We start from the raw sequence: 12,467 nt of genomic DNA on the forward strand, positions 1-12,467 counted from the left end.
TCCCCGTCCTGCCTGTTCCGGCCAAAGCCGGTCCCACCGGTCCGGAAGACAGGCAGGGAGGTGGGGTCGAGTCAGCCTTTCAATTTTAGGCCGTCACCCACCATTTAAGAAAGGCATTGACAATGATCGAGCGCAGGAAAGGCCCGATTCTGGCTGCGACACGTTGTCGCACCGCGCAGGCGCGGCGGGCAGGACGCCCGGGGGCGGCATCCTAGCATCAGCTGCTGGCCGGCGGTCCGCCCTCGTTCGGCAAAGTCATCTGAACATGTTCAGGCGTGCGGGCGGGTGCCCGGCATGGGATGCTCGGCGCAGGAGGAAGACCCGTGGACAAGATCGACTTCAGGAAGCGCGACCGGGCGCTCTATCAACCGCCCGCCGGCAGGTTCGTACGGGTCGATGTACCGCCCCTGCCCTACGTGATGGTCGACGGCCACGGTGATCCGAACACGGCCCCCGCCTACCTGCAGGCCGTGCAGTGGCTGTACTCGGTGAGCTATGCACTGAAGTTCGCACTGAAGGCCATGGGCCAGGACTACGTGGTGCCACCGCTGGAAGCACTGTGGAGCGCCGAGGATCCGGCCAGCTTCGTCGCGCGGCGGAAGGATGAGTGGGCCTGGACCGTAATGATCCGCACACCCGAGGGCATCGCCCCTGCACAGTGGCAGGCCGCGATCAGCAAGGCGCGCACCAAGCTGGGAGAGGCTCCGCCCAGCCTTCGCCATGAAATCCTTGCCGAGGGGCCCAGCCTGCAGACCTTGCACGTGGGCGCCTACGACGACGAAGGCCCCACCCTGGCGCATCTGCATGACGAATTGATGCCCGCACTGGGATACACCTTTGCCGGCCCCCATCATGAGATCTACCTGAGCGACCCGCGCAGGACCGACGCCGCGCGGCTGAAAACCGTGCTGCGGCAGCCGGTGCGCCCGATTGAGCCTGATGAGGACTCCTGCACGTGACACAAGGAACGCCATGCGCCTGATCAGCCGACTGCTGCACTGGACCACCCTGCCCGCCGGGCGCCGCCTGATGGCCGTGCTGGGTGCTGCGCTGGTGATCGTGCTGGCCTGCAATCCGGCGCTGTCGCCGTTGCTGCCGGTGGTGGACGCGCTCGGGCTGGACGTGCTGGTGCTGTTGCTGGGTGCGCAGATGGTGGCGGTACTGCCTTGGATGCGGGAGCGGGCCGCGCGCGGGACCAGAGTGCTTGCACGCCTGCTGATCGGCGCATCGGCGGGAGCAGCAGGTGGCTATCTCCGGCAGCTCGGGGGGTGGCTGGCTCGGGGTGCAGTGATCGTTGGACGTGAATGAAGCTGTGTTTGCATCGGTGACGTTGCCGACCGACCTTTCCCTTCGGGCACAAACAGAAAGCCCCGGCAACGGCCAGGGCTTCCTGTTGATGTAACTGCTCGTCTTGCGTGGAGTGCGTCTAGAACGCGGTCGGACCGATTTGAATCACACCATCATGGGTCAATGCGAGACGGATCTTGGTTCTGCCACCCGCCGTGACCACGTGGGAAATTTCGCGCCTGTGCGCCGATTCATCCCCCCACGAACAGAGCCCTTTGCCCGCGAAACTTGCGCTGACAATGCGATTGCCGGCAGGCACAGACAGCGAGACAGACTCTCCCCGCTGCAGATGGGCTGCCAGGGTGCCGTCGATATACAGTGCAAGTGGGCACGCCCCACCAACCGCGCCGACGTCGCGCGTGACGATTACCTGCCCGGAAGCACTGTCCCCCATCCCATTGAAGGCGAAAATCCGCTCGGCAGGCACCGGCTGCGCCTGTTCGGAGCTGATCTGACGGGTCGCACAGCCGGCGAGAACGACGCACGCCATCAGGCTCACCACGATCTTCTTCATGACATCCCCTGTTGATTGAAACTGACTTGCCCCGTCCAGCGCCGCAAGCAATCCACATCGGCAATGGTAATGACCTCGACCGAGCAGGTACATGCCCGCAGTTCCATCAGACGTTTCCGCCGGCCTTGGGCCCGCGCCCGGCAGCACAATCCAAACAAAAAGCCCCGACCAAGGCCGGGGCTTTTCATTACAACTGGTGCCGGAAACAGGAGTCGAACCTGCGACCTACGCATTACGAATGCGCCGCTCTACCAACTGAGCTATTCCGGCGGAGCCCGCGATTTTACGGGCTGGGCGCCCCGGCGGTCAATCCACCCGGCTCAGCCCGCCTCCACCCGGTTCGCACACACCCGCCCCTCGGCGAAGTCCTGCAGGTTCCCCAGCGTGATCGACGAGATCTCCTGCAGCGCCTCCACGGTGAAGAAGCCCTGGTGGCCGGTCACCAGCACGTTGGGGAAGGTCATCAGGCGCTGGAAGGCCTCGTCGTCGATGATCTCGCCCGAGAGGTCCTGGAAGAACAGTGCGCTTTCCTGCTCGTAGACATCGATGGCCAGATGGCCGAGCCGCCGCGACTTCAGCGCGCGGATCACCGCATGGGTATCCACCAGTGCGCCGCGCGAGGTGTTGACCAGCATCGCGCCGGTCTTCATCCGCGCCAGCGAGGCGTCGTTGATCAGGTGCTGGGTATCGGGCGTCAGCGGGCAATGCAGCGAGACGATGTCGGCGCGCGCCAGCAGTTCATCCAGGCCCACCCTGTCGCCCACGCCGGCGAAGGCTGGCGACGGATACGGGTCATGCCCCAGCACGGTGCAGCCCATGCCGTTGAAGATGCGCGCGGTGGCCAGGCCGATCTTGCCGGTGCCGACGATGCCGACCGTGCGCCCATGCAGGGTGCGTCCGAGCAGGCCATCGAGCATGAAGTTGCCCTCGCGCACGCGGTTGTAGGCGCGATGGGTCTGCCGGTTGAGCGTCATCACCAGCGCCAGCGCATGCTCGGCCACGGCTTCGGGGGAATAGGCCGGTACCCGTGCGACGAACAGGTCCAGCGCTTTCGCGGCTGCCAGGTCCACATTGTTGAAGCCGGCGCAGCGCAGCAGAACGGCGCGCACGCCCAACGCATGCAGGGCATGCAGAACCGGCGCGTCGAGACGGTCGTTGACGAACACGCAGACGGCGGCGCAGTCCTGCGCAAGCGCGGCGGTATGCACGTCCAGCGCGGCATCGAAGTACACGAACGCGAAGCCCTGCCCGGCCGCATCGCGCTGGTTGGCCTCGTCCAGGAAGCGACGATCGTAGGGGCGGGCACTGAAAACGGCGATCTGCATGGACGGGCCTGGCTGGAGTTCCCTGCCGACCATACCGCAGCACCTGCCCTGATGGGATGGCCCCGGCGATACGGATATCGCCGGGGCCGAGTACCACTTAGAACCGATAGCCCAGGCCCAGCATCACGCCGTTCTGGATCTGCCCGTCGCGGCGCTCACCCACGTAGTCGGCCATGATCGACAGGCGCTCGCTGGCGCGACTGGTCACGCCCACGTTCCAGGCCAGCACCTGCTCGCCCACGGCCTGGCTGCTGGCACCAAACACCAGGTCCGGGGCCGCAGCGAAACCAGTGCTGTAGCGCGCCTGTGAATCGCCCAGCTCCTTCTGCCAGACCACGCGGGCACGCGGGGTGATGCGCTCGCCGTTGTTGCCCTCGAAGGTCTTGAACAACTGCAGGCCGGCACCAACGCGGATGCTCTCCAGGCTGCCGCCACGCCCCACCAGCGCACCGGCGCCCTGCCCTTCGTTGAAACGGGTGGCCGAGGTCCGCGCGTAATCCACCACCGGCAACAGCGGCTGGATCACCAGTCCCTTGCCGGTGGTGAAGGAGAACGCATGTTCGACCCGCGCCGAGACCGCATCGTTGCTGTATCGGGCACGCAGCGGCTGCTGCAGGCCCTCGATGGCGGAGAGGTTGCGGCGGGTGTCATGGCGCAGATCGGTGTAGCGCACGGCCGCCGACAGGTAGCCACGCGAATAGGTCGCATCCATGTACCCGCCCACGTCCAGCGCGCGCACGTCACCACTGAAGCCGGAGCCGTCGCTGGCCTTGGTCGACATGTCGGCCGCGGCCACGCTGACACCCAGGGTGACGCGGTCATCGGCCAGACGGGTATCGGCACCGACCACGATGCCACCGATGTTGTGGCTCATGCCGGCCACGCCACCGTCGGCGTCGATGCGGCCATGGCTGGCGAAACCGCGCGCCCACAGGCCATGGCTGCGTCCCGTCGCACCGCCACCGCCAGTCACTTCGCCGGCCGGTTCGACCAGATGCATGGCCAGCTGGTTGAACAGGCTGCCATGGCGCATGCCCGGCTGCGTCGAGACCGACTGCGCCGCTTGGGAGGCCAGGCCATCGGCATCGCCGCCACTGCGCATCGCCGCCTGGTGCTGCTGCACCACGTTGCCGATGCTGCCCAGCAGTGCGTTGTCGGCCAGGCGCAGGCTGGCATGGGCATCACCGCGCAGGGCGCCGGCCTGCTGTGCGATCACATCGCGGTCGGTGAACTGCAGCGCGCCGAGCAGCGACTTCAGGCCGCTGTCCTGGCGATCCGATGCGGCTGCCAGCGCGCGCCCCAGTCCATCGCCGGAGGTGCCGTTGGCAAACAGCCCCAGCTGGTCGAAGCCCGGGTTGGCGGTCAGCCACAGGCCGTCGGCCGTCTGGTTGACGTTGAAGCTGAGCAGCGAATTGTGGCGCGGGCGGAATACTTCGCCCGCAGTGATGCTGGCGCTGTAGCCGGTGTCGCCCAGTCGCACGACATCCTGGAAACCGCCCTGGTAGATCGGCCCTTCCACCAGGTCGCGGCGGTAGGCGCCGGCGTAGAAGCCCTGGGCGACGTTCAAGGCCAGGTGTGCGCCCTGCGCGATCACCAGCGCCCCCTCTTCGGCACCGCCATCGTAGAAGCTGCCGACGCGCAGGCGACCACTGCCGGTGCCACCGGCCTCGGTAACATCGAACAGCACCTGCCCGCCGGGCATGATGTTGACGTAGCCGTGGGTCACCAGATCGCCGCCTCGTGGCATCAGCGTGCCGAACACGCGCAGGCGGTTGAAGCCGTCTTCGCGGTAGGACGGGCCGGTGCCATCCAGCAATGCATCGCTGTCCGTGCCAACCGATGCAATGTCGCCATGCCCAACCACGATGCTGCCCGGCATCACCCGCAGCTCGGGGGTGCGCAGCGCGCCACCCTCCAGTGCGATGGTGCCGTTGTCGACCAGCATGAAATCGGCGCCGGTGGTTTCGGCGGTGCGCCAGGTGGCGCCATTGCTGACACGGATCACGCCCGCCGAACTGGCCAGGGTCGAGGCATCCAGATCGGCCAGCCGCAGCTGGCCGCGCAGTTCCTCCTGGAGGTCGGGGTCGGCGAGCATCTGCTGCAGCGACTGTGCGCCGATGCCGTTCGGCCCCCGCGTGGAGGCGTTGTACAGACTCACCGCATAGTTGATGTAGGTGCTGGCCCAGTCGGTGTTCCAGCGCGCGAAATCGTCGTCGACGAAGGCCTGCAGCTGGCGCGCGGTGCGCAGGTAGCCCGGGTTGATGTCGCCGCTGACGTTGCTGGTGACACGAAGGGTGTCGCCTGGATCGCGGTAGCCTGCCGTGTTGATGATGTTGTTGCTGCGGATGTCCTGGCCCGGGAATGACTCCAGCTTGCTGCCGCTGCCATCCGGATCGAAGGTGACCGAGGTACCCGTGGTGCGCGCCGGGTCGCGGAACACCAGCAGGCCATTGGGCGCCACCACTTCGTACATGGCCTTGTGCAACAGGCCGGCATCCATGCCGCCGCCATAGTTGCCGGTGTAGATCTGGGTCATGCGCGGCGACGGTGCGTAGGTGATCCTGCCACCACTGCTGGCGGCATGGATCTGCACCGAGTCGACCAGCGGGAGATCGCCGCCGAGGTAGCGGTTGACGCCACCGGACTGCATGATCGAGCAGGACGAAATGCAGTGGCCCGACACGATGGTGTCCAGGCCCTGGGTGCGGATCATCGCCTGCAGCCACTCACCGGCGATCAGCGCGCCACCATTGGAGGTGCGCAGCACGACTTCGCGGATAGGGCGGCCTTCGGCCTGCGCCTTGGCCAGCAGCGCGGGCAGCGCCACCACATCGGCAACGGTTACGCCGCCGCTGAGGAAGACGCGATCATCCTGCACGTGATAATTCATCGCCATGACGTCATCAGCCGCCGCGATGACGGTGATACCCATCAGCCCTGCCAGGGCCAGGCTCAACTTCGAATGCTTCATATGTTCTCTCTCTCCACCCGCAACACACGGGTCAAGAGTTCAACGTCCGGGCGGTGCGATCTCCCCCAGCGCACCGCCCCCCGAAACATGAATGCATTCACAATGGAATCAGGGGCCCTGCACACTCTTCCCCATCCGGTCATCGTCGCGTAAAACTCGAAGACGCACCTGCCACCGAAGCACGAGGCCAGCCCTGTCCACCCCCTCTCCTCTGATCCATCGCGCGCCGGACCTGTCCGTGCCGACGGACGCGTTCATTGCGTTCGTGCGGGAAGAACGCGCGCCGTTGTGCGCGTTCCTGCGCACGCGCGGTGTTGGGCCGGAGGATGCCGAGGACATCGCGCAGGACTGCATGGAGCGGTTGATCCGCTATCGCGCGCACAGTGCCGAAGAGCTGCGGTTGCTGCTGTATCGTATCGCCCGCAACCGCCTGGCAGACCGCGGCCGTTCGTCGCAGTCGCGGCCGCATCTGTCCCTCGCCGAACATGATGGCGGCAACGAGCCTTCCAGCACGTCGCCCGATCCATTGCGCCAGGCCGAGTCCGGGCAGATGCTGTCCCTGCTGCGGCAGGCCCTGTTCAAGCTGCCCGAGCGCGCGCGCGAGGTGTACCTGCTCAACCGGATCACCGGCATGAGCTATACGCAGATCGCGCGGCACTGTGGAATTACTGCCAAGACCGTGGAAAAACATATCGCCCGCGCCCTGCAGGGCCTGCGCCAGGAACTCGGATCGGATCCGCTGCACAACGACAGGGACAACGGATGAGTCACGCCAGGCCCAGGGAAGACACCCAGCTGTTCGAACGCGCCAGCACCTGGGTGGCGCGGCTGGAAGCTGCGGACTGTACGCCGGCCGAGCGCGAGACGTTCGAGGACTGGCTGGCCGAAGACCCGGCGCATGTCTCGGCCTGGATCCAGGCCGAGACGCTATTCCAGCAGGGCGAGGAACTGGCCGCCGACCCGTGGCTTCGCACTGCCGCGGCACGCGTGGCGCGGCCGGTGCGGCGCCGCTGGCTGCCGGCGCTGGCCGCTGCCGCAGGCGTCTGCCTGGCCGTCGGGATCGGCTGGATGGTGGCGGTCGACGGCAACCCTGCGCCGCTGCGTTATGCCAACGATTCCCACCAGCCCCGGCAACAGACGCTGGCCGATGGCAGCGTAGCGACGCTGGATGCCGGCACCACCCTGCACGCCCGTTTCGGTTGGCGCCACCGCAACCTGGTACTGGAGCGCGGGCGCGTGCAGCTGCAGGTTGCGCCGTCGGGCAAGGCGCTGCAGCTGCGCGCCGGCGACAGCACCATCCGCGACATCGGCACCACCTTCCAGGTGGAACGCCTGCACGACGGCCTGGTCGAAGTCGCGCTGCTGGAGGGCGCGGTCGAGGTCTGCAATGGCGGGACCCAGCACACCCTGGCACCCGGCCAGCAGCTGCAGGTGCTGCCGTCGGGCCGCATCCAGCCCGGCCCGGCGCTGTCGTCCAATACCGCCGCTGAAGGCTGGCTGCAGGGACAGCTGGTGTTCGATGCCACGCCGCTGTCGATCGTGGTCGAACGCATGAACCGCTACGGCCGCACGCCGCTGGTGATCGCCGATCCGGAGATCGCCAACCTGGCGGTGAGTGGCACCTTCCGTGCCGGCGACGCACAGGAACTGCTGTCGGCACTGGAACTGGGTTGGTCGGTGGCTGGCCAGACGCGACCGGATGGCGCGCTGGAACTGCGCCGCACGTACTGAGGAGGCCTGCGGTGATGGCAGTACCGGGCGCGCTGCGGAGGGGGCTGCTCCGCACCCTGTTCTGCCTCGCGCTGAGCATCCCCGCGCTGCCGTCTGCCGGTGCCGCCGAGCAGGCGGGCACCCTGGAGGTCGATGTTGGTTCGGGCCCGCTGGCACCGGCCCTGCAGCAATGGGCGCGACAGAGCGGCATTGCCCTGCTGTTCGATGCACGTGAGCTGGATGGCCTGCGCACGGCCGGCACCCATGGCCACCGCGATGCGGCCGCGGCCCTGAAGGAACTGGTCGCCGGCATGCCGGTGAACATCCTGCGTACGCCTGCTGGCGGATTCGTCGTCCGCCGCACCCACCCCACGCCGCCATCGCCACCGTCGGTCGCGGCACGCGCCACGCCCGCGGCACCTCCGCCACACAAGGCCGCAGACGCTCCACCACAGGTGGAACTGGCACCGATCCATGTCACCGGCAGCCGGCTGCCGCGCACCTCGGTGCAGACCACGCTGCCGGTCACCATCATCGACCGCGATGACATCCTGCGCAGCGGCTACGGCAGCCTGTTCGACCTGCTGCGGCACTTGCCGGGCATGAACGGCCACCCGGCGATGAGCACCTCGCGCAGCGGCGATTCGCAGTACCTGCCGGTGGGTGCGGCCACCACCACCAGCCTGGACGGCATGGGCCCGCGTGCGACCTTGTTCCTGGTCAATGGCCGGCGCCTGCCACGCTATCCCATGGTGTCGCTGGAACAGGGTGGGCTCACCGATCTTGGGGGAATCCCGCTCAGCTTCGTCGAACGCATCGAACTGGTGCGTGGCGGCGCCTCCGCCATCTATGGTGCCGACGCGATGTCCGGCGTGGTCAACATCATCCTGCGCGACCAGGCCGACGGCCCTGAAGCCATGCTGCAGACCGGCCTGAGCGGGCGCGGTGACGCCGGCCAGTATCGCGTGCAGGCGGCCACCGGTGGCGTGCGCGACGGAGGGGACCGCTGGTTCGCCGGCATCGACCTGCACCGCATCGACCATGTGGCCGGTGATCGCCGCCAATGGCATGCGGAAACCTCGCAGTACCTGATCGGCGCGTTCCGCGATGGGCGCTACTGGCCGGCAAAACGCTGCGAAGGGCCCTTGAAGCGGCGCAATGGTGCCTGCTGGTTCGACAGCGCGCGCCCGCGCTCGCTGCAACCGGCCTCGGACACCGCCTCGGCCTACCTGCGCTACCGGCATGAACGCGGCGAAGGTCGCTATGCCTACGCCGAGGCGCGTGCCAGCCACAACCGGCAGCGCTTCGACCTTGGCCCGACCGCCGTTGCCATCGGCCTGTATGGGTTCACCTTCAACAGCGTGCTGCGCGAAGCCGGCAACGTGCGCCCGCATGTACGCGCCACCGACGCCGACGTCACCTTCGGCATCGGCCGTGACCAGGGCCGGCGCAGCTGGGACACCGGCATCAGTGCACAACGCAGCGATGTCACCCTGTCCACGTCGGGCACCGTGCGCGCCGAGCCGCTGCTGCGTGCGGCGGAGACGCTGGACTTCCTGCCCGGCTTCACGTCGCTGCCGGCAGGCGCGGCCGAGCAGTTGTTCCCGTCGATCCGCAACCGTGGCCGCACTGAACAATGGCAGGGCTGGTGGGGCATGCAGCGCGAGTTGATGCCGCTGGCCGGCGGCCACGCACAGCTGGCCACCGGTATCGACCTGCGCCAGGAACGCTGGACCTCGCATCCCGACGCACTGCTGAGCCAGGGTGACCTGGCGCTGGGCCTGCCGCAGGAGCAGCGCCACCTGGCGCGCCGCAGTGGCGGCGCCTACGCCGAACTCGGCCTGCCCCTGGCGCACACGCTGCGCATGGACCTGGCAGCACGCTGGGACCGCGATGGCGACTACCAGGCCTTCTCGCCCCGTGTGGGCTTGCGCTGGAGCCCCACGCCGCAGTGGTCATTCCTGCTTGCCAGCGGGCGCGGCTACCGTGCGCCCAGCCTGTTCGAACAGCGGCGACCACCGGGCTACTTCGGCGCGATCGAACTGCCCGCCTCCAGCGCACTGCCCGACTGCGCGCAGAGCACCGGCAACGGACGCTGCAGCGTCACCGTGGACGTGGTGGAGAACGATGCGTTGAAGGCCGAGCGGTCGCTCAGTCATTCCCTGGCCGCGACCTGGACGCCGACCGACACGTTCTCGCTGTCACTCACGCACAACATCGTCGAACTGCGCAACGAGATCCTGGCCCTGCAACCGACCGACGCAGTGTGGAACCGCGGCACCTGGGAGCTGGACGAGGACGGCCACCTGAGCAGCCTGCGCCTGTCCTTCGACAACATCGGCCGCACCACCTCGCGCAACTGGGTACTGCGCGGGGAGTACCACATCGACACCGGCAGCACCGGCCAGTGGCTGTTCTCGCTCGATGCGCTGAAACAGCAGGAACTGCGCCGCGAACGTGGCCATGATGCAACGGTGGACCTGCGCGGCCATGTCACGCCGACGATGGCTGCCGTGCTCAACGTACAGTGGCAGAACAGCAACTGGGACATCGCCCTGCGCGGCAACCAGGTGGGGCGCACGCGCGCCTGGCTGCCCGGTGCGGAATGCCCGGAGGAGCAGCGCGGGCAGAAGCATTGCATGAACCCCCGCCAGCTGCGCTGGAACCTGCATCTCGCGCGACGCCTGGGGCCGCGCGTGGTCGCTGCGCTGGACGTGCACAACGTGCTCGACACGCAACCGGTGAACTATCTGGTCGGCAATGGCGGGCAGATGCCGGGGCTGGACGACCCACTCGGCCGCTACTTCCTGCTGACCCTGCAGATCCGCTGAGCGTAGTACCCTACGCGCCCTGTTCCATCGGTCCCCCACCACCCCATGAAGGCCTATCTCTGGTTCTGGGGCGCGTTCCTGCTGTTCTTCGCGTTGCCCTTCCCGTGCATTCTCTACTTCGGCACGTCGTGGCCGGTGCAGCTGGCCGACCGCAGCGCACCCTGGCTGGCACTGCTGCTGCTCGCCCTGTCGCTGGCCCTGTGGCTGGCGTTGCTGCTCGCCTTCCTGCACTACCTGCTGCTGGGCCCACCGCGCGCCCTGCATCGGGTGCGCTCGATCCTGGCCGACGGTGAGCTGCGTGATGCCCTGATCGAACAGGCCGGGCAGACCGGCGCGCATGTACGTGGCTTCGCACAGTGGAAGCTGCAGTTGCGCTTCCAGAACCTGTCCGGCACACCGATCAGCGAACAGATGCTGGTGGTCGACAGCAAGCCACAACTGCAACGCTTCATCGCCGGCAAGCGCATCGAGGCACGCGTGAGCAGTGCGCCGGGCGAGTTCCCCAACGTGGTGCTGGAGGGCGCCGAGCCCGAACTGGATGTCGGCAGCCTCTGGCGTCGCGGCATCGGCGCGGCCATCGGCATCGTCGCAGTTGCCAGTGCCTACGTGTTCGCCTATCGCCTGCAGAGCGAAGGCCTGGGCTGGACCTTCCTGTCGTTCGGCCATCCGCTGCTGGTGTGTCCGCTGGTGTTGTGCGGCTATGCGCTGGGCCTGCGCCTGCTGGGTCGCGTGCTGCAGGCCGATGCCCGCGGTGACGCGCTGAAGTATCGCGGCATCGGCGTGGAGGCGAAGGTGCTGAAGCTGCGCCAGACCGGCACCTACCTCAACGAACAGCCGCAGGTGGAATTCCAGCTGGAGTACATCGACCGCGAAGGCGGCGTACAGCAGGTGAGCGTGCGCCGTTTCATCCCGTTGATCGAGCTGGCCAACCTTCCCCGCGAGCAGGTCACGCTGCTGTACGACCCGGAAGATCGCGGTAACGTGCGCCTGGAGGGTATATGAAGCAGCCGCCCTCGACCCGCCTGGTGTTCTCCGTGGTACTGCTGGTGCTGGCCGGCGTTGCCATCGCAGGGGGTGCGCTGCAGACGCTGGGCGAAACGCTGGGCCATTCGGTGCAGGCCGATCGGTTGCCGCCATTCGTTTCGTCGCAGGCGCCGCGCGAACAGCCTGCATCGCTTGCGCCCGGCGTTACCGTGCCTGCCGGACCGCAGCCTGCGCCGATTCCCGCGCGCAGCAATCGCCTGTTCGATGCCGACCATCTGCTGGCGGCTCGCCAGGCACTCGAAGAACTGCCGGCACTGGCCGGGCATCGATTGACGGTGTTCCACAGCATCCACTTCTATGATGACGGCCGCATCAACTTGGACCTGGTCGATCCGCAGCACCCCTCGCGCGTGGACAGCTACCATTTCGAGCGCGGCCAGTGGCGCAAGGGCGCCCCGGTCGATCCGCAACGCTTCGCCCCCACCATCACCCTGCGCCGCAGCAGCACAGCGCTGGCCAACATCGATTTCGAGGCGGTGCCACGCGTCGCCCAGGCGCTGCAGGCACAGCGCAACGCCTTGATGGGCACACCGGGTGAAGTCGGTCACGTCTATGTGATCGTGCGCAAGGGGGGCACTCTGGTCTGGCTGCCGGACGAGGTCGCCGGTGATCGCCAGTCCGCACGCCTCTCCTTCGACGCACAGGGTGCCCTGCGCAGCACAAGCCACCGATAGTCGACGCAAAAAGGGGACGGAGGGGATTAAGTCGTTTGTGCCTTGGTGCCG

Annotated in this window: 10 protein-coding genes and 1 tRNA gene; 7 read left to right on the forward strand and 4 right to left on the reverse strand. The window is 67.5% G+C overall.

Going from position 1 to position 12,467, the window contains the following annotated elements:
- The first annotated feature begins 323 nt into the window (after positions 1–323).
- Both DFO63_RS12770 and DFO63_RS12775 read left to right on the forward strand, forming a co-directional pair.
- On the forward strand, positions 324–959 hold the full coding sequence (locus tag DFO63_RS12770; protein ID WP_101765132.1) for a GyrI-like domain-containing protein: 636 nt from the start codon (positions 324–326) through the stop codon (positions 957–959).
- Positions 960–972: 13 nt separating this feature from the next.
- Complete coding sequence (locus tag DFO63_RS12775; protein ID WP_049446437.1) at positions 973–1,308, forward strand: hypothetical protein; 336 nt, start codon at positions 973–975, stop codon at positions 1,306–1,308.
- 118 nt (positions 1,309–1,426) lie between these two features.
- Here DFO63_RS12775 and DFO63_RS12780 read toward each other — a convergent pair whose 3' ends face one another.
- The 4 genes from DFO63_RS12780 to DFO63_RS12795 form a co-directional block, all read right to left on the reverse strand.
- Positions 1,427–1,861: a hypothetical protein gene (locus DFO63_RS12780; RefSeq protein ID WP_032127569.1), complete on the reverse strand. Its 435-nt coding sequence runs from the start codon at positions 1,859–1,861 to the stop codon at positions 1,427–1,429.
- A 194-nt stretch (positions 1,862–2,055) separates the two neighbouring features.
- A tRNA-Thr gene (locus tag DFO63_RS12785) sits at positions 2,056–2,131 on the reverse strand.
- A 50-nt stretch (positions 2,132–2,181) separates the two neighbouring features.
- A complete protein-coding gene (locus DFO63_RS12790) occupies positions 2,182–3,186 on the reverse strand; it encodes a 2-hydroxyacid dehydrogenase (RefSeq protein ID WP_119007135.1) in 1,005 nt (334 codons plus the stop codon).
- A gap of 97 nt (positions 3,187–3,283) precedes the next feature.
- Positions 3,284–6,157, reverse strand: a complete 2,874-nt coding sequence (locus DFO63_RS12795) for an autotransporter domain-containing protein (RefSeq protein ID WP_119007136.1) — start codon at positions 6,155–6,157, stop codon at positions 3,284–3,286.
- A gap of 238 nt (positions 6,158–6,395) precedes the next feature.
- Here DFO63_RS12795 and DFO63_RS12800 point away from each other — a divergent pair, with 238 nt between their 5' ends.
- From DFO63_RS12800 to DFO63_RS12820, 5 genes are read left to right on the forward strand one after another with little or no spacing between them, the layout of a single operon-like run.
- A complete protein-coding gene (locus DFO63_RS12800; RefSeq protein ID WP_119007137.1) occupies positions 6,396–6,923 on the forward strand; it encodes a sigma-70 family RNA polymerase sigma factor in 528 nt (175 codons plus the stop codon).
- The gene (locus DFO63_RS12805) at positions 6,920–7,888 is read left to right on the forward strand and encodes a FecR domain-containing protein (RefSeq protein ID WP_119007138.1); all 969 of its coding nucleotides are present in this window, start codon (positions 6,920–6,922) and stop codon (positions 7,886–7,888) included. The genes DFO63_RS12800 and DFO63_RS12805 overlap by 4 nt, the downstream gene beginning before the upstream one ends.
- Positions 7,889–7,902: 14 nt before the next feature.
- Entirely contained in the window at positions 7,903–10,698 is a 2,796-nt protein-coding gene (locus DFO63_RS12810) for a TonB-dependent receptor (protein WP_119007139.1), read from the forward strand.
- Between the two features lie 45 nt (positions 10,699–10,743).
- Positions 10,744–11,700 (forward strand): hypothetical protein, encoded by a 957-nt coding sequence (locus DFO63_RS12815; RefSeq protein WP_119007140.1) that lies wholly within the window; start codon positions 10,744–10,746, stop codon positions 11,698–11,700.
- Positions 11,697–12,416 carry a hypothetical protein gene (locus DFO63_RS12820; protein ID WP_119007141.1) on the forward strand — a complete coding sequence of 240 codons (720 nt, stop codon included), beginning with the start codon at positions 11,697–11,699 and terminating at the stop codon, positions 12,414–12,416. Before DFO63_RS12815 ends, DFO63_RS12820 begins: the two co-directional genes overlap by 4 nt.
- Positions 12,417–12,467 lie beyond the last annotated feature (51 nt).

The organism is Stenotrophomonas sp. AG209 (assembly GCF_003550055.1).
Taxonomy (GTDB): Bacteria; Pseudomonadota; Gammaproteobacteria; order Xanthomonadales; family Xanthomonadaceae; genus Stenotrophomonas.

Bases quoted from the DNA above. Each gene is read 5' to 3' on its own strand.
- DFO63_RS12815 (WP_119007140.1), top strand. From the start codon at position 10,744: ATGAAGGCCTATCTCTGGTTCTGGGGCGCGTTCCTGCTGTTCTTCGCG.
- DFO63_RS12820 (WP_119007141.1), top strand. From the start codon at position 11,697: ATGAAGCAGCCGCCCTCGACCCGCCTGGTGTTCTCCGTGGTACTGCTG.
- DFO63_RS12790 (WP_119007135.1), bottom strand. From the start codon at position 3,186: ATGCAGATCGCCGTTTTCAGTGCCCGCCCCTACGATCGTCGCTTCCTG.
- DFO63_RS12795 (WP_119007136.1), bottom strand. From the start codon at position 6,157: ATGAAGCATTCGAAGTTGAGCCTGGCCCTGGCAGGGCTGATGGGTATC.
- DFO63_RS12810 (WP_119007139.1), top strand. From the start codon at position 7,903: ATGGCAGTACCGGGCGCGCTGCGGAGGGGGCTGCTCCGCACCCTGTTC.
- DFO63_RS12805 (WP_119007138.1), top strand. From the start codon at position 6,920: ATGAGTCACGCCAGGCCCAGGGAAGACACCCAGCTGTTCGAACGCGCC.
- DFO63_RS12780 (WP_032127569.1), bottom strand. From the start codon at position 1,861: ATGAAGAAGATCGTGGTGAGCCTGATGGCGTGCGTCGTTCTCGCCGGC.
- DFO63_RS12775 (WP_049446437.1), top strand. From the start codon at position 973: ATGCGCCTGATCAGCCGACTGCTGCACTGGACCACCCTGCCCGCCGGG.